This window comes from Parabacteroides sp. AF48-14, assembly GCF_003477465.1.
GTDB classification, from domain to species: Bacteria; Bacteroidota; Bacteroidia; order Bacteroidales; family Tannerellaceae; genus Parabacteroides; species Parabacteroides acidifaciens.
Map to the genome: position 1 here is coordinate 1 of NZ_QUDI01000026.1, position 18580 is coordinate 18580.

The 18580-nt window shown below is 51.6% G+C and carries 11 protein-coding genes and 2 pseudogenes; 2 read left to right on the plus strand and 11 right to left on the minus strand.

Features of this window, described 5'->3' with window-relative positions:
* Positions 1 to 328 precede the first annotated feature (328 nt).
* The 4 genes and pseudogenes from rhaD to DW083_RS13140 all read right to left on the minus strand — a co-directional run bounded on the left by rhaD (position 329) and on the right by DW083_RS13140 (position 5166).
* Positions 329 to 1129: a rhamnulose-1-phosphate aldolase gene (gene rhaD, locus DW083_RS13125; protein ID WP_115497788.1), complete on the minus strand. Its 801-nt coding sequence runs from the start codon at positions 1127 to 1129 to the stop codon at positions 329 to 331.
* 187 nt (positions 1130 to 1316) lie between these two features.
* Positions 1317 to 2339 (minus strand): L-rhamnose/proton symporter RhaT, encoded by a 1023-nt coding sequence (gene rhaT / locus DW083_RS13130; RefSeq protein WP_122332673.1) that lies wholly within the window; start codon positions 2337 to 2339, stop codon positions 1317 to 1319.
* A gap of 88 nt (positions 2340 to 2427) precedes the next feature.
* On the minus strand, positions 2428 to 3684 hold the full coding sequence (locus DW083_RS13135; protein WP_122332674.1) for an L-rhamnose isomerase: 1257 nt from the start codon (positions 3682 to 3684) through the stop codon (positions 2428 to 2430).
* 10 nt (positions 3685 to 3694) lie between these two features.
* Positions 3695 to 5166, minus strand: a pseudogene (locus DW083_RS13140) (rhamnulokinase family protein).
* 101 nt (positions 5167 to 5267) lie between these two features.
* Here DW083_RS13140 and DW083_RS13145 point away from each other — a divergent pair.
* A complete protein-coding gene (locus DW083_RS13145) occupies positions 5268 to 6155 on the plus strand; it encodes an AraC family transcriptional regulator (RefSeq protein ID WP_115497815.1) in 888 nt (295 codons plus the stop codon).
* 473 nt (positions 6156 to 6628) lie between these two features.
* Here the strand turns inward: DW083_RS13145 and hisB are convergent, their stop codons facing one another.
* From hisB to DW083_RS13180, 7 genes and pseudogenes are all read right to left on the minus strand, one after another.
* Positions 6629 to 7756, minus strand: coding sequence for a bifunctional histidinol-phosphatase/imidazoleglycerol-phosphate dehydratase HisB (gene hisB, locus DW083_RS13150; RefSeq protein ID WP_122332675.1), 1128 nt, complete (start codon positions 7754 to 7756; stop codon positions 6629 to 6631).
* Between the two features lie 2 nt (positions 7757 to 7758).
* Positions 7759 to 8790: a histidinol-phosphate transaminase gene (gene hisC, locus DW083_RS13155; RefSeq protein WP_115497793.1), complete on the minus strand. Its 1032-nt coding sequence runs from the start codon at positions 8788 to 8790 to the stop codon at positions 7759 to 7761.
* On the minus strand, positions 8787 to 10076 hold the full coding sequence (gene hisD, locus DW083_RS13160) for a histidinol dehydrogenase (protein WP_122332676.1): 1290 nt from the start codon (positions 10074 to 10076) through the stop codon (positions 8787 to 8789). Before hisD ends, hisC begins: the two co-directional genes overlap by 4 nt.
* Positions 10077 to 10079: 3 nt before the next feature.
* Complete coding sequence (gene hisG, locus DW083_RS13165; protein WP_122332677.1) at positions 10080 to 10931, minus strand: ATP phosphoribosyltransferase; 852 nt, start codon at positions 10929 to 10931, stop codon at positions 10080 to 10082.
* A 259-nt stretch (positions 10932 to 11190) separates the two neighbouring features.
* Entirely contained in the window at positions 11191 to 13779 is a 2589-nt protein-coding gene (locus tag DW083_RS13170) for a M1 family aminopeptidase (protein WP_122332678.1), read from the minus strand.
* 146 nt (positions 13780 to 13925) lie between these two features.
* Positions 13926 to 14381: a DUF4268 domain-containing protein gene (locus DW083_RS13175; protein WP_115497797.1), complete on the minus strand. Its 456-nt coding sequence runs from the start codon at positions 14379 to 14381 to the stop codon at positions 13926 to 13928.
* Positions 14381 to 17241: pseudogene (locus DW083_RS13180) on the minus strand (M16 family metallopeptidase). Before DW083_RS13180 ends, DW083_RS13175 begins: the two are co-directional and overlap by 1 nt.
* 145 nt (positions 17242 to 17386) lie before the next feature.
* Here DW083_RS13180 and DW083_RS13185 point away from each other — a divergent pair.
* Positions 17387 to 18556 (plus strand): mechanosensitive ion channel family protein, encoded by a 1170-nt coding sequence (locus DW083_RS13185; RefSeq protein ID WP_122332679.1) that lies wholly within the window; start codon positions 17387 to 17389, stop codon positions 18554 to 18556.
* Positions 18557 to 18580: the final 24 nt, after the last annotated feature.

The window sequence follows — 18580 nt, forward strand, 5'->3', positions numbered from 1 at the left end:
TGTTATATAGTGCATAGTTCTTATTTTTTCTGTCCCTTAAAGATAAGAATTCTATTACTCTTTTACAATTTCTTCTTGGGCTTTTTCACACAGTCTCTGAAACGAACGGATGAATAAATGCCCGGCTTTGTCGGATTCCTCTGTGGGTTTTAACCCCTTTAAACACCAATGGGATAATCCTTTGTTAAAGGGGCTAAAGCCACAGAGGAAGAGGCTTTGCCTCCAATCTTGTTAACCGTCAGCTGAAGCAGACGGCAAAAGAGAGCCTGCAGCACGAAACAAGCCTCGTTTGTCAACATTCCGTTAAATCATCATTTGCAATCGTATATTACAATCCGAACGCCGGCACCAAATCATCCAGCTGCTTGTCGGTCATGCCGGCGGGTTCGTATCCAGCCATGCGGGCGCTGAAATAAATCTGAGCGGATTTGCTCAGGGTGTCGATTGCGTCGAAACATTCGATCAGGTCTTCGCCCACTGCCAGGATTCCGTGTTTTTCCCAGAATACGACATCGTGTTTCTCCAACTGCTTGATAGTGGCACGCGCCAAGTCCAGTGTCCCCGGGATTTCGTACGGAACGATACCCACGCCTTTCGGAACGATGATACGGCATTCCGGAATCATGCTCCATAAAGTACGGGTGATCTTTTCCGAATCGAGGAACGGCTGGCAATGCGTCATGCCGATCAGGTCGGTCGGGTGTGTATGCAAAACGACTTTATTGTTACGTCTCAATCCACGCAGATAATTATGCATCATCAGGTGGGAAGGCAGTTCGGAGGTCGGCAAGACCAACTGTTCGGCAATTATATCGTAGCTTTTCCCATCTTTAGCGATACGGATCAGGGAACCGTTGGCAAACGGGTCTTGCGCCACATAGCGCATCCGCTTTCCGGTTCCGGTGACATAGAAAATATCCCCTCCAAGAGCCGTCATCGCCTCTTGCAAAGGAATAGCCGGGCCTAATGCGGGCAGTGCTTTTTCGACATCGCTCATCAGGTCGGTCAAATTAACAGAGATGTTACCACCGTTGCGTTCCGCCCATCCTTTTGTCCAGAGATAGCCGGCAACTTCGGCGATACGGCCGATTTCGGCCATTAATTGTTCATTGTTTCTGATTCTTTCCATTTTATTTATATACTATTTATGTAACGTGTCAGTGCGGGCTTGACCCGCAACCTCATCCTAAGCTAATTTCCAGTGCTTAGGATGAGATGGCGGGGCTGTCATCCCGGACCTGATCCGGGACCGCCAAGACACAGACGCTATAAGGACGAATTTAAGCCCTCTAAGATGTAACGCTCTTACAAAGTCTTTACAAATTAGGCAGCAAGAGCGAGAATATCAGGAGACACATACCGCAGATCAAAACGATGATCGTCTGCCTGCTCACTCCCTTCCATTCTTTCAGGATAATTCCCCAGACATTGCTGAAGATCACATTCAACGACATCAGGATGCTCCATGAAAAAGCCAACATCACCGGAGAATCGGCGAAATAGCTCTTTCCCATCCCCAACCCGAAGAATTGTGAATACCATAAAACCCCTGCCAACGCGCAAAATAAGACATTATTCAGCAAAGTACCACCCGATACCGAGAAATAATCTTTCCCTGTCTTATTCCGTATATTCTGAAATATGCAGTAGGAAGCATTCGTCAGAAAGCCTCCAATCGTCACCAACAGGATAACCGGGTTCAACGCGAACAGTTCGCTTGCGCCCGACTGCTTGGCCTTTTCAAGAATAGGAGCGCCGGATTCCAGCCCCAAATTGAAACAGGCGCTCATCACACCCGCCAACAGAGCGACCAGCAACCCTTTTGTCAGGGCGAAGTCCTTCACTGCCGCCTTCTTTTCCTCTTCCGTCATATTACGGGCACGAAGACTCCCGGCATATCCGATCACGGCAATACCGGCAAGCGTGATACACACACCGATCAACAGGATCAACCCGTCGCCATGAAAGAGGTCCGTTCCGCCGAACACCGCCGGGAAAAGGGTACCGAAGCCGGCACAGGTGCCAAGCGCGATACTCTGACCGAGCGCGACACCTAAATAGCGCATACTAAGCCCGAAAGTCAGACCGCCTATCCCCCACAGGACACCGTAGATGACAGCTCCCATAGCCCCGCCTGCATTCCACAGTTCGGCAAGGCTGCTTCCGTCGGGAATGGCAAGCTGCGCACCTAAGAACGGGAAAACGAGCCAGGCAAAGATACCCTGCACCAGCCAGAAGCTCTCCCAACTCCAGTCCTTAACCTTATTGATCGGGACGTACGAGCTGCTCTGCCCGAAACTCCCGATCGCTATGATGATTAAACCGATGATTATTTCCATAAAATAATAATTTTTCAATGTGCTAATTTGCCAATTTGCCAATAGAGGCACATTTAGCGAAGCGCCACATTGGCATATTGGCACATTATTAACGTTTGCTTGTGACTTCAGCCTCGTACTTCTCGATTTCAGCGATATAATCTTCGCCTACAGGAACATCGTTTTGCAGGCAGAACATATCCCAGACAGCCGTCCAGGGCAGGCTTTTCAGCTCTTCCTGCAAAGCTAAGCGCTGGAAATATTTGCCTTCGGCCTCGTATTGCTGTAAAGTGGCGGACGGCTCCAAAAGCGCCTGCATAAAGGCCTTCTGTGTAGCACGGCAACCGATCACATAAGCGCCGATACGGTTGATCGTAGCATCGAAGTAGTCCAACCCGATATGCACACGGTCCAGCGCCTCGCAGCGGATGATCTCGCGTGCCAGGTCGAGCAGGTCGTCGCTCAGGATCACAACGTGGTCACTATCCCAACGGACCGGACGGCTCACGTGCAACATAATCTCCGGCGTAAAGAGAAGAAGCGCGGAAACCTTGTCGGCAATACTTTCCGTCAGATGGAAATGGCCCGTATCAAGCGTCACGATCTTATTCTTCTTCGCACCGTAGCCTAAATAGAAATCGTATGAACCGACGGTATAGCTTTCCAGACCGATACCGAACAACTTGGCTTCGATACAGTCTTTCATATTGGCATACTTCGTAGCAAAAATCTCATCTAAGGATTGCTCCAATATCTGGCGGTATTTCAGGCGGTTGGCAGGGACTTCCTTGCTTCCGTCGTGAATCCAGAGGTTCATGATACAAGGATCATCCTGATATTTGCCCATCTCTTCACTGATCCAGCGGCAACGTTTCGTATGCTCGATCCAGAAGTTACGGATATCGTCGTCCGGGCTTGCCAGCGTCAGGTCGCCACTCTTCGGATGCGAGAAAGAGGTACTGTTGAAATCCAACTTCATCCCGTTTTCCTTCGCCCACTGCATCCAGCTTTCGAAATGGACAGGCTCTACTTCATCGCGATCGACCTTCTTACCCTGGAAGTCGCCATATATTTCATGCAGGTTCAACCGGTGCCGGCCGGCGATCAGCGACGCCGCTTTCAATACGTCGGCACGTACTTCCTCGATCGTGCGGGCACGGCCGGGATAATTACCCGTTACCTGGATACCGCCTGTCAGCGAACCGCCCTGGTTCTCGAAACCGCTCACGTCGTCCGCCTGCCAGCAATGCATCGAAAGGGAAATCTTCTGCAATTTGTCCATTGCGTCTTTTACATCTACTCCAACTGCTGCATACCGTTCGGCAGCCGCATCATACGCTTGTTTGATAATGTTTTCTTTTGTCATGGCCTTATTTTTATGAGGTTACAGATTTATATTTCCTGAAAGCCTCTTCCCACTCGCCGCTGCCTTCCGGATAGAAGACGGACGGTGAGAGGAAAGAGTTGATCATACGGCGCATCTCCCAACGGTCGGCCACCAGTCCGGCCGCCCTCGCCTGCACCATACAGTTGCCGATCGCCGTCGCCTCCGAAGGCCCTGCCACGACCGGCATATTAATTACATTCGCCGTAAATTGGTTGAGAAGGTTATTCATCGAACCTCCGCCGATCACGTGCAATTTGCGGATCGGGAAAGGTGCTATTTCCGATAACAATGTCAAGACTTCCTTGTAACGGAACGCTAAGCTCTCGAAGATGCAACGGATAAACTCGTCATCTTCGGCAGGCACCGGCTGCCCCGTTTCACGGCAGTATCCGGCAATCGCTTCCGTCATGCTTGCCGGGTTGGCAAAGCGCGGATCATCGGGATTCACAAAACTACGGAAAGGGGTCGCCCGTTCCGCCATCTTGACGATCGCCGGATAGGAATAATCGCGTCCGGCCTTCTCCCACTCTTTCCGGCATTGTTCGAGCAGCCACATTCCGGTGATATTCTTCAGAAAACGGGTTGTCCCGTCTATGCCGCCTCGTTTGTGAAATTATGGCGGAAAGATTCTTCCGTGATAATCGGCTCTTCCGTCTCGATCCCCATCAGGCTCCAGGTTCCGCTACTCAGGTAGGCGAACTCTTTGTCCTCGGCGGGGACGGCGGCAACTGCCGAAGCCGTATCGTGTCCGGCAACCGCCACAACGGGCACCTTGCCTATCCCGGTTTCTTTAGCGAGCGCATCGGTCAGCTCTCCCACCAATGTACCCGGCATCACCACCTCCCGCATAATGGAAGGCGAAACACCTGCTGCCTCCAACAAAGAGGCCTCGAACTTTTTCGTCACCGGATTCAATATCTGGGAAGTGGACGCATCCGTATATTCACATACCTTTTTGCCTGTCAACAGATAGGACAGCAGGTCGGGCATAAACAGAATCTCTTCAGCAGCCTCCAACGGGCCGAATCCTTCCTGCCCCGCACGAAACAGTTGGAACAGGCTATTGAAGTTCATGATCTGGATGCCGGTCAAGCGGTACACTTCCGAACGGGGAACGCGCTGGAAATACGCTTCCGGCGCCCCGTCCGTATAAGGATCGCGATAGGCGCGCGGCAAGCCCAGCAAAGAACCGTCTTTTGCCAGATAACCGAAGTCGACGCCCCAGGTATCGATCCCGATCGAATCGGGGACAATCTGCCGGCGCGCACAAACCATAAGGCTTTCTTTCAAAGCATCATATAGCTGATATATGTTCCAGTAATATTTTCCGTGCAATTCCATGATTGCATTGGGGAAGCGGTGGAGTTCCTGCATTTCAAATTTGCCACCTGCCAGAGTGCCAAGAACGGCACGTCCGCTGGTTGCTCCAATGTCGAAGGCTAAAAAGTTATATTTCTTCATGGTACAACAAAGTTCTTTATTTTATAATGACAAAAGTAATGGGTAAATGATTACCTTTGCTTTTGAAAATGATTTTAAACCTTTCAAATCTGACAGATGCGATGGAGAAACAAATTAGCGATCAATTAAGATATCTGGCGATAAGTGCGATGGATGAAGAATGGGGAATTGTCGTCACCACTGTCGGCTACCAGTTCATTCCCCCCAAAGGGAATTATCCTCTTTCCAAACACCCGGACAATTACAATTTCAAACCGCAGACCGGGCGCATCCTGAACGAGTACCAGCTGGTTTATATCACAAAGGGAAGCGGCTACTTCTCGTCCCAGTCCTGCAAGGAGCAGAAGATCAGCGCCGGCACCATGATCCTGCTTTTCCCCGGCGAATGGCACAGTTACTATCCGGACAGCGAAACCGGCTGGGACGAATACTGGGTCGGTTTCCGGGGCATGCACATCGACAGACGCGTGGAAAAACGTTTCTTTACCCGCGAAGAGCCGTTGCAGCATATCGGGCTGAGTGCGACCATTGTCGGGTTGTATGAAGATATCCTGAAGTTCGCCTCGCAGGAAAAGACCGGCTATCAGGAGATGATCTCGAGTATCGTGCTCCACATAATGGGGACGGTCTATTATAAAAGGCGGAACAACTCCTTTACCAATACATATGTGGTAGATAAAATCAACGAAGCCCGCATCCTGATGAAAGAAATGGTGGAAAACCCGCTGACACCGGAGGAAATCGCTTCCCAGTTAGGGCTTGGTTACTCCTGGTTCCGCCGTATGTTCAAAGAATACACGGGTGTCTCGCCCGCCCAGTACCAGTTACAGCAAAAGTTGCTGAAAGCGAAAGAGCTTCTGACCGGCAGCAGCCTGAACATATCGGAAATAGCCTACAGCCTCAAATTCGAGAATGCCGGACAGTTCTCCACCTTCTTCAAAAAGAAAGAAGGCGTCACCCCCTCGGAGTTCCGGGAACGGGCACACTAACGTTATCGAGCCTTTTATGTATCGAAAATGACCGTTTTTAGCCCTTATCTACGACGAGTAGGTACGACTGAAAACTCGAAAAGCGGCTGAAAACAGCGGATTTTGACTTCTGCAAAACGTCATAAAAACGCCTTTTTCCGGCAGTTGAGCCCACTTTTGTGCTGGTGAAACGGCACAAATGGGGAGTACGACAGAAAGATGGGCAAAAAAGAGAAATGGGCAAGATATTAACAAACAAGTGCTTACGCAAAAATATCTCTTTCTTTTTAACCTGTGGGGGGCACGTGGGGGCAGGTAAAATGCGTTTTCCGTAACTTTTATATTTTTAATTACGACGTGTGCCCCTTTTATAGCACACGTCACGTAGTATTTATTTTAAAGTTTACGAAAACGCTTTTTACCTGCCCCCACGTGCCCCCCATTTATGATTCCCGTCCGAAAAAAAACCGCTCCCGTCCGAAAAAAAACGGGACCTATAACATTCCCTTCGTGCTCGGGAGCTCGTATTTATAGATATCGCGACGGATAGCCATTTTAATGGAGCGTGCCAGGGCTTTGAAGATTCCTTCTATCTTGTGGTGCTCATTGGCGCCTTCCGCTTTAATGTTCAGATTCATGCGGGCGGCATCACTGAGGCTTTTGAAGAAGTGGAGAAACATCTCGGTCGGCATATCCCCCACCTTCTCACGATGGAACTCGGCATCCCAAACGAGCCAGGGACGTCCCCCGAAATCGAGCGCCACACTGCACAGGCAGTCGTCCATCGGCAGGCAATAGCCATACCGTTCGATCCCCCGCTTGTCACCTAAGGCCTTCAGCAAAGCCTCTCCGAGCGCGATGGCCGTGTCTTCTATCGTATGATGTTCGTCCACCTCCAGGTCTCCTTTCACCTTAACGGTCAGGTCTATGCCGGAATGCTTGCCGATCTGGTCGAGCATGTGGTCGAAGAAGCCGAGACCGGTTGCAATCTCCGTCGCACCACGTCCGTCCAGGTTCACTTCCACATAGATATCCGTCTCCCTCGTCGTGCGCTGGACTACGGCACGCCGTTCGCCGGCAAAAAGGTATTCGGTCACCCGGTCCCAGTCATCCGTAACCAGAACGGGGGAAATAGCGGGATTGGCAGCCAACAGTTGGCGGGCTTCGTCGTCATCGGCATGCAACCAAATGCCTTTAGCGCCCAGATTGACGGCCAACTGCATATCCGTCAGGCGGTCACCGATCACATAGCTGTTTGCCAGATCATATTCGCCGGACAGATACTTGCCCATCATTCCCGTACGGGGCTTGCGGTTCGGCGAGTTGTCTTCCGGGAAAGAACGGTCGATCAGGATATCGTCGAAGCAGATGCCTTCGCCTTCAAGCGTTTTCAGCATCTTGTCGTGCGCCGGCCAGAACGTTTCTTCCGGAAAGGAAGCCGTTCCCAACCCATCCTGATTCGTCACCATCACAAACTCGAAGTCCAACTGCTTCCGGATAAAATAGAGATTGCGGAAGACTTTCGGATAAAACTCCAACTTCTCCAAGCTATCTAACTGATAGTCCACAGGCGGCTCTATCACCAACGTGCCGTCACGGTCTATAAATAAAGCTCTTTTCATGCTTACATCTTTTTAAGGGCGTCCAGCAGGGCGTCGTTCTCGCCCGGTTTGCCGACCGTGATGCGGAGGCAACCGTTGCACATCGTCACGTTCGTCCTGTTACGCACAATAATTCCATATTTCACCAGATTCTTATAGATCGTATCCGCATTGGTCACTTCGACCAGGATGAAGTTTGCATCCGTAGGATAGACTTTAAGGACACAGTTCAGCTCCGGCAATGCAGCCAGCAGGCGGATACGCTCGGAAAGGATCGAACGAAGCTGGTTCTCCATGCGTTCCTGGTTTTCCAGCACATAGAGGGCGCGTTCCTGTGTCAGCAGGTTCACATTGTACGGATATTTGATCTTATTGAGAATCGCAATGATCTCGGGAGAGGCAAACGCCATTCCCAGGCGGATTCCGGCTGCTCCCCAGGCTTTCGACATGGTTTGCAGGACAATCAGGTTCGGGAACTTCTCCAACTCGGCAAGAAAAGAGGGTTCGATAGAGAAATCGACATACGCCTCGTCTATCACGACAATCCCCTGAAAAGTCTCCAACACCTTATAAAGCCGGTCGCGGCTCAGGTTGTTTCCCGTCGGGTTGTTCGGGGAACAGAGGAAGATTACTTTCACCCAATCGTTCGCCGCTTTCAGAAGGTTGTCCGTATCCAGGTCGAACTTATCATCCAACTTAACCTTCCGGAACTCTACGTTATTGACATTGGCCGCCACTTCATACATGCCGTAAGAGGGGTCTATGCTGACAATGCTGTCGATAGACGGCTCGCAGAAAGCACGGATGATCAGGTCGATCGGTTCGTCGCTGCCATTCCCTAAGAAGATCGATTCGCGGTTCACGCCTTTGATCTCTGCAATCTTCTTCTTCAGTTCCCATTGCATCGGGTCGGGATAGCGATTGTACGGCCTGTTGAACGGATTCTCGTTCGCATCCAGGAAAACAGAGGCATTGCCCTGAAACTCATCGCGTGCGGATGAATAGGGTTTCATGTTCCAGACGTTGGGTCTGACTAAGTCTTTTAAGTCTTTCATAATGTGTTCAATCTGATTGTTACTGCATTTCTGTGCGCCTCCAACTGTTCGTTGGCGGCCATTGTTTGGATCGTCCCTCCCAACTGCCGGATGCCGTCTGCCGTGATTTCCTGGAAAGTGATCTTCTTGATGAAGCTGTCCAGGTTGACACCGCTGTAAGCCTTGGCATATCCGTTGGTCGGAAGCGTGTGGTTGGTTCCGGAGGCATAGTCGCCTGCGCTTTCCGGTGTGTAGGGGCCCATAAAGACACTGCCTGCGTTCTCGATCTGTCCGGCGATAGCGGCATAATCGACAGTCTGGATAATCAGGTGTTCCGGTGCATACAGGTTCGTGAAGTCGATCACTTCCTGCCGGTCCTTCAGCACGATGATACGGCTGTGGCTAAGGGACTTTTCCGTTATCTCCTTGCGGGGAAGGCGGTCCAGTTGCTCCTCGATGGCTTGCATGACACCTTCGACAATACCTTCGGAAGCTGTTACCAGCATGGCCTGGCTGTCTACGCCGTGTTCCGCCTGTGACAGGAAATCGGCTGCGATAAAGGCGGGGTTGGCCGATTCGTCGGCAATCACCTCCACTTCCGAAGGGCCGGCAGGCATATCGATCGCCACCTCTTTCAGGCTGACCAACTGCTTGGCGGCCGTCACATACTGGTTTCCGGGGCCGAATATCTTATACACTTTCGGCACTGACTGCGTGCCGTAGGCCATCGCTGCTATCGCCTGGATACCTCCTGCCTTGAATATTTTGCTGACACCGGCCACCTTCGCGGCAAACAGGATGGCGGGATGTACCTTCCCGTCCTTGCCCGGAGGCGTACAAAGTACGATTTCCCTGCAACCGGCGATACGTGCCGGAACTGCTAACATCAGGACCGTTGAGAACAGCGGCGCCGTCCCTCCCGGAATATACAGCCCGACCTTCTCGATGGCGACCGCTTTCTGCCAGCAGGTGACACCCGGCGCCGTCTCCACTTTCTTACCGGTGAAGCGTTGTGAGGCGTGGAAGGTTTCTATGTTTTCCTTTGCCCGGCGGATGGCTTGTTTCAGGTCTTCGGCCACCAGGTCTTCGGCTTCGAGCAATTCCTGCTCCGACACCCGGAGGGATCGGAAGGTCAAAGGGTCTATCTTGTCGAACTTCTCTTCATACCGAATAACGGCTGCATCCCCTTCCCGGCGCACTTCATCCAACACCGTACGTACGGTGTCGAACAGGGCCGTCACATCCATAGCCGGCCGCTGGGCCAACGAAGCCCATTCTTCTCTTGACGGATATTTGATTACTTCCATGGCTTAGAGGATCATCTTTTCAATCGGTATGACTAATATGCCTTCGGCTCCCAATGATTTCAGCTTGCCGATGATTTCCCAGAAATGTTTCTCGGCGATCACGGACTGGACGGATACCCAGTTCTCGTCGGCAAGCGGCGTGATGGTCGGGCTCTTCATCCCCGGCAATACTTCGATGATCTCCTGCATCTTGTCTTTCGGGGCGTTCAGCAAGACGTATTTCTTACCTTCCGCCACCTGGATGGCTTCGAAGCGGAACAACAATTCATCCAGAATCGCCTGCTTTTCTTCGGACAGGTTGTTGTTGGCGATCAAGAGGGCTTCGCTCTGCATGATCACTTCCACCTCTTTGAGCTGGTTGCTTACCAGCGTACTGCCGGAGCTGACGATATCGAATATAGCATCCGCCAGGCCGATACCCGGTGCGATCTCCACCGAACCGCTGATGACGTGCAAGTCTGCCTTCACTCCCTTTTCTGTCAGGTAGGCCTTCAGGATTTCGGGATACGAGGTGGCAATGGTCTTGCCCTCGAACCACTCCACGCCCTGATAGTCTTCATCCTTCGGGATGGCGAGCGAAAGGCGGCATTTACTGAATCCGAGGCGTTTGATCAACTTAGCTTCCTGCCCTTTCTCCACATACTCGTTTTCACCGACGATACCGATGTCGGACACGCCGTTTGCCACCGACTGGGGAATGTCGTCGTCGCGCAGGAACAGCACTTCCACCGGAAAACCTTTTGCCGACAACAGCAAAATGCGTTTTCCCCTGTTCAGTTTAATACCGGCTTCTTCTAACAGAAGCATTGTTTCATCGTAAAGACGACCTTTCGATTGTACTGCAATTCGTAACATGTTTATTTCGTTTATATATTATTGTTCGTTTCCAAAAACAAAATAAGGCTTACCGTATAACGGCAAGCCTTACTTATTTATCTTATATGTTTCTACATACCAAACAGCCCACCGAACTATTGCCCGTTGTAATGATGATGATGGTGATGCAGAACTGTTCTTTTCATTTGTTATTATTTTTACGCTGCAAAGTTACAATAATAATTGAATTAGCAAATAAAACTTACAAAAGATTACTCAAACAGGCCGTTTTTTCTACTTAATCGTGCAAACGGTAGAGATGGTCCGCCTGTTGCCTGATTTTATTCGCGAGCAGAACCGGATAATCGGGATGGGCGGCAAAGAAGTCGTCCACCTCCTTCCGCGCTTCTGCCGAGGTATGTCCGCCAAGCAACGCACTCGCCCAGTTGCGCGGGAAGAAAATATCGCCTGTTCGCTGTATCTCCTGCATCGCTTCAAGAGCGGGACGGATATACGCAACCGCTTCCTGCTGGCGCAGCGGACTGTTCAGGTTGGCTAAGGCGGCCGATGCCCACGGTTCGACACGGCGGTTTTCGGCTACAAGCAGGGAGGCAAACACGCTGTCGCGCACCTCCTTCCGCGGCGAGACGGAGGGCGAGATAAAGGCATACTGCCGCTTGCGGTCCGGATTCGTGATGCGCGATTGCTGGGTAGCGACAACCTCGTCCGCTTTCTTCGGCATCAGCAGGGCTAACCGGTAGGAAAGGCCGATATAGTCGTTCTCGCTCAACGAACAGCCTGCCGGTGCTTTCCGGTCCTGCCAGAGTGCATATAAACGGGCGACTGCTTCCGGCGAGCGGGCGATGGAACGATACTGGCGGAATGCCTGCAAACGGTACTGGGGTTGTTCCGCCGTCGTCACGATCTGCCAAAGCACTTGTTCCAGCTTCTCCGGAGCGGACGGATACAGGCGTTGGCAATTGCCGATATATCCCAAAGCGGCAGAGAACAACAAGCTGTTCTTCTCTCCGGGCAGATAATCCAGCATGGCATCCATATAGCGGCCGGCGGGGATTGTCTGGTTCAACAGGTTCTCATATAAGGTAATCAACAGGGAACCGCGCAGCACTTCATCCGGGTGAGTCTTCAAGACGGACATCAGGCCGTCGAGCTCCTTCTCTCCCACACGGAAAAAGCCGTAGCCTGTACCGTCGGCATTCGGAACCCAGACGGAACCGGCAGTATAAACAACTGATTGATCAGGGCTGTTCTTTTGCGGCCCCGCGTCAAGCGCGGGGACAAGGGTTTTTGAGACATTCCCATCGGATCCTAATGAAACGGATACCCTGTCCGTACGACTATCGGTAATAACAGCGTACGTCACCACCTGCGGCCAGCGCAATCCCCGTCCACAGGGATCGGACTGGGTGACGATCAGGCTGTCTCCTTTCACCTCCGAACGGATTTCCGGCATACCTTTCTCGTTTATCCAGACATGGCTCCAGGCTTTCAGGTCGCGGTCCGTATAGTTGTCCAGGATGGAGATCAAGCCGTCCCAGGTCGCATTGCCGTAGGCGTAGGTCTTCAGATATTCCTGTATGCCTTTCCGAAAGGCATCCTTCCCCATCATACGGATCAGCATTGCCATGACAACGGGGGATTTATCGTAAATGATATTGCCGTACATCAGCCCGGCGTCGCACATATTCGCCAAGTCCTGCTTGACGGGGTTCGCCCCTGCCGTACGGTCTTCCGAGTAAGCGCCCGGAATATAATCGAGCATGAAATTGAGGGAATGGTTCACGTCAGGGAACAACGGCTCGACCATCTGTGAAGCATAGTAATTGGCAAAGACCTCCTTTGTCCAGACGTCATTGAACCACTCCATCGTCACGAAGTCTCCGAACCACATGTGTGAAGTCTCGTGTGCGATCAGGGCACTGCGCGAGAGGCGTTCGTTCAACGTCGGGTTCTCATTCAGGAACATGCGTCCGTCCGTATAGAGGGTAGCTCCCGTATGTTCCATGCCGCCGAACTGGAAGCCGGGAAGGATAATCAGGTCGTATTTGGCGAAGGGATACGGGATGCCGGTATAGTTCTCCTGCCATTCAAGCGCATCGAAGACTTCGGAGGCAATCTCCGGACACTGTGCCGCTTTCTTCGGATCGGTCTCACGGTGATAAATCGAGATATGCCGTCCGTCGCGCGAAAAGGTTTCCCGCGTCAACTTCCCGGCGACAAAAGAGAAGAGATAGGTACTGAGCGGCTCCGTCTCCCGGAAAAGAATCCGCCGGCGTCCGGCTATGGTCATCGAGTCGACCTGTTCGACTGCCCCATTGGCGACAGCCTGCCAAGCGGCGGGAACTTCCAAGGACAGGGTGAAGAGCGACTTCATATCCGGCTGATCAAAACAGGGGAACAGCGTGCGGGCACGGTCGGGCACAAGCAAGGTGTACAGAAACTCGTCCCGCCGGTTGAGCGACTGGTCGTTTGCCGTAAATTCGATTGCGACGCGGTTCTCACCTGCCGCCACCTCGCCGGCTTCGATCACGATATGCTCGTCTTTGACCGTATAAGGGGTTTGCTTGCCGTTCAGCAAGACGGACGCCACCTGCGCCGGTTCCCCACGAAAGTCTATGATAAGCGGTTGCTTTTCCCGAAGAGAAAGCACGATCTCCGCTTTGCCGGTAACGGCTTCTTCACGGGATTCGGGGATCGAGAAGAAGAGATGATAGCGAACATCCCCGAAATGTTCTTTCCTGTACTGCGCCAACTCACGACTGACACCCGGTTGCAACAGCACGGCATCCGGCGCGGGGCTTCCGCAAGCTGTCAATAAACCGATAGCAGCCACAGCTATGAGTTGTTTGATATTATTTATCTTCATAATATGGTAAATTATTGCCTTAATAAGAAGTTATGTACTATCCCGTTCCCGCGCTTGACGCGGGAACGCATAGGAACAGGCTTGATCCGATATTTCATACCGACAGTTCTTTTGCGATCCCGCGTCAAGCGCGGGAACAGGGCTACTTATTCCCGTAAATATTCAGCGATAGACATGAAGTTGCGTTCCAACAGGTACATCTGGCTTGCCATAAACCCGAAGAACTCGCCCCAATCCTGGCGGCGATGGAAGTCGATTCCTAACTTTGCCGTGTAGATGCGGGCGACCTGTTTGCCTGTGTCGCGCACAAAACATATATCCCATATCAACCCCTCCGGGAAATCCGTTTCCAGCGTTTCCTTATACCACGTCAAGCGTTCGAACATCTCCAACCGGGCTTCCTCGCTCCGGTGGTTTACTTCCAAAATGACAAATGCGCCTTCACGGTTGGCGTCGAATTTAAGTTCGACTCCTCTGACTTTCGTATCGTACAAGGTCCAGACCTTCTTACGTCCTCTCAAATAGGGTTGTACTTCACAGAACGAGGCGAAACTTTCCCAAAATTCAAGTTTCAGGTTTTTGAGTTCGTCTTTACTATACATTATCTATATATGTCTTTCTTTTTTACTTTAACGATCGTACCGAATGCAGCCAGTTTCTTCATGTCGATACGTTTCTCATTCCCGGCGATCACGTAGACCACCGGACGGCCGCTGACCTGCTCCCGGTAGAAGCGGGAAATATCCTGCATGTCCATTTTGGCGACATCCTGCAAAAAGGCTTCGCCGGGGTCTTGCTCGAAACCTTCCATCCTGAAAGCGGCCACTTTCTCGGATAAGTTACGGAAAGCAGGGTATTCATTATTGGTCTGGTTGACCAATGCCTGCCGGATTGCATCCACCCGTTCCGGTTTCAGAGGCATCTCGCGGATCAGCGAATCCAGTACGCCCAGCGCATCCAGCGTCTTGTCGCCCTGTGTGGAAAGCATCGCCGTAAAGCTTCCGGCTGCACCCTTATGTGCATGGCTCGGCAACTGGTAGCGCCCGTTCGTCCGGTAGGCAAACGAACGGAACTCCCTTATCTCCTGGAACATCAATGATGACATATCGCCACCGAAATAGACGGAGAAAAGACGGGAGGCATGACGGGAAGCCGTGTCATCGACAGGATCGCCCTTTACATAGCTATAGACGATGCTCTGCGTCATATCCGGCATATTGATAAAGAATACCGTCGGCTTGTCGTATTCCCGCAGCTCGCGCCGGTAAGGTGATTTGGAGGCTACCGTAGCCCGTTCCAGCGGGATATGCCGCCGGACTGTCTCCACCACCTTTTCGGGAGACAGCGTACCGCAGTAATGCAAGTCGCACTGTACATTCCGGACCTGGTCATAGACGGCCAGCAGGTCTTTCCCTTTCAGCTTCTTGATCTGCGAAAGCGGCAGTTTGCGCAGGTAGCGCGACTGGTCGCCATACTTAACCTGCTCCAACAAAGCTGCCGCGACATTATCGCTCGATTTGAAAAAGGCTTTTTCCGTCACCTTTGCATCGTCCACGATCTGGCGCATCTTCTTATCGTCTGCTTTGGCATGGCGGATAAAATCGCCCACCAGCTCCATTGTCTCGTCTATATGGTTGTCGAAACCGGTCACTTTCATCGTAAAAGCATCCGCCGTCGCATCGAAAGCAAGCGTACTCCCGATCGACTGCAAGCGGGTACGGAACTGTTCAAACGGCATCGACTCCGTCCCCAAGAATTGCAAATAGTTGGCGAGTTGCATCAGGGCCGGTTGTTCCAAAGCGCCGATCCGATAGGTGATATTAAAAGTAAAGATATCGTTCAGCGGATTGGGGGTTGCATAGAGCGTCACTAAAGGGGTAAGCTCCAACGTCTGCACATCCTTCTTGAAATCGATAAAACGCGGAGTCACGGATTGCGCCGGCAACTGCTCCAACTGCTTGGCATAGGAAGACGAGGCATCCGCATGGCGGGGAACGACCGGAGCGAAGGAGGGCTTCGGCAGGTTGTCCTTCGGGTATTTCCCGGTGCTCTTAGTCACACACAAATAGTTATCGCTAAAGTATTTTTGAGCGACACGCACGACATCTTCTTTCGTGATCGACTCGATCCGCGCCACTTCGTTCAGATAATCATCCCAACTCTTCCCTTGCGAGAAAAGATTCATCATGACCGTTGCACGCGAATCGATATTCTCCAAGGCGGAAGCATACTGCCGTTTCTGTTCGAGCTTCAGGCTGTTGAACACTTCATCGCTGAAATCGCCCTCTTTCACGCGGTCGATCTCATGCCAGACCATCTTCTCGGCAGAACTATAAGACTGGACAAGCAATTTGGGCATGATGGCAACCGCCAGAATCCCTGCCTCGTTCATGCTCTCGTTGATCGCGATAGCTCCCATCAGCTTGTGTTCCACCATCAGTTTGTCTAAATAGCCTGTCCCGTTGGCATTGTTCAACAGGTTGACCGCAATATTCAGCGCGACCTGGTCTTCATGGTTGGCCGAAACGCCCCGGAACCCCAGCCCCATCGCTTGATAAACGGGATCGGGAACTTCACTTTCATCTTCTCCCGCCCGTTAAACGGGGGCAGCATCACTTTATCCTGCTTCGGTACCTGTCCGCGACGGATACGTGAAAAAGTCTTCTCCAACACCGGCATGACCTGCTCCGTATCGAAGTCGCCGCTAAGGATCAGGGCCATATTGGAGGCGACGTAATAGTCCTCGAAAAACTTGCGCATCTCCGTCAACCGCGGGTTTTTCAGGTTCTTCGTGCTCCCGATAATCGGATAGGCGTACGGATGCGGACTGAAATAGCGTGACAAGAGCGTGTCCATCACCTGGCCGCCGATAAAGTCGCCATACATATTCTTCTCCTCATACACCGTTTCCAACTCGCTCTGGAAAAGACGGAAGACGGGATTAATCAGCCGTTCGCTGTTGATCTCCGCCCACTGGGCCATATATTGCGGGGAAAAGGTATTGAAATAAATGGTGGCATCGTATGAGGTAGCGGCATTCAGGCCGGAACCGCCAAAGCGGCTGATCAGCCGGTTGAACTCGTTGGGTATCACATATTCGGATGAACGGATACTCAGCTCGTTGATTTCCTTCTGGAGGCGAATGCGAGACGAAGGGTCTTCGGTAAGCGCCAGTTCGTCATATTTCATGGCAATGGAATCCAGCAAGACTTTCTCGGCTCCGTAGTCGAGCGTCCCGATACGGTCTGTCCCCTTAAACATCATATGCTCGAAATAGTGGGCGATGCCCGTATCCGGACAATCTTTCGCGCCTGCCTTTACCACAACGGCACCAAAGACTTTCGGTTGGCTGTGGTCTTCATTCAGCCAAACGGTCAATCCGTTTTCCAGTTTATATTCTTTTACTTTGAGAGCGTTCAGGTCCTCTGCCCGCAATTGATAAGAACAACATGCGAATACCATCATCAATACTTTTAGTTTCACGGTCATGTTATATATTTGCAATATAATTGACAAAGATAATAATTTTAATGAGAACCAACGATAGTAGGAATTGAGGATAAACCAAAAGGATAATTAATTGTTATCCCTATAAAGCAGATACGATATGATAAACTTAGGCAGCTGGATGAATGGCATCCTGACCGGTTGGGGAATAGATCCCAAAGTTGCAAATACATTCGATGAGATAATTATTGCCGTACTGTTGGTCATGCTGGCAGTCGGAGTGGACTATCTATGCCAGGCCATCTTTGTCGGCAGCATGAAGAAACTGGCGCAACACACGCATTACCAATGGGACACGCTTCTTATCAAACGGAAGGTCGTCCACTACCTGGTCCATACGATACCGGGCATTTTGGTCTATGCCCTGCTCCCGCTCGCCTTTATCAAGGGGAAAGGACTCCTGTTGTTATCCCAGAAAATATGCGCGGTCTATATCGTGTTCGCCCTGTTGCTGGCGATCAACGGTTTCATCCTTGTCTTCCTGGACATGTACAACCTGCGGCCCGTCAGCAAGAACCGCCCGATAAAAGGCTTCATGCAGGTCTTGCAGGTACTGGTCTTTTTCATCGGGGGAATCGTTATGATCAGTGTCCTGATCGGCAAATCGCCGGCTACCCTGCTTGCCGGCTTAGGTGCTTCGGCAGCCATCCTGATGTTGGTATTCAAAGACTCGATCCTGGGGTTTGTGGCGGGCATCCAACTTTCCGCCAATGATATGCTCCGGCCAGGCGACTGGATCACGGTGCCCGGTTCCAATGCGAACGGCATCGTACAGGAGATCACATTGAACACGGTCAAGATCCAGAACTTCGACAATACGATCTCCACCATCCCCCCCTATACGCTCGTCAACGGTTCCTTCCAAAACTGGCGGGGAATGACCGAATCGGGAGGCCGCCGTGTGATGAAATCCATCTATCTCGATCTGAACACCATCAAGTTCTGCACGCCGGAAATGCTGGACACTTTCCGCAAAGAGATCCCGCTGCTTGCCGATTATAAGCCGGATGAAGGCGTCGTGCCCACCAACTCACAAGTGTTCCGCGTCTATGTGGAAAAATATCTGACCAGCCTTCCGGTTGTCAATACCGATCTGGATTTAATCATCAGCCAGTTGCAGTCGACCGAGTACGGCGTCCCGATCCAAATCTATTTCTTTTCCCGCAATAAAGTATGGAAAGAATACGAACGCATCCAGTCGGACATATTCGACCATTTCTTCGCGATGGTCCCTAAGTTCGAGTTGAAAGTTTACCAGTATTCGGAATAATGCTGAATTTTTGTAGCTTTGTAG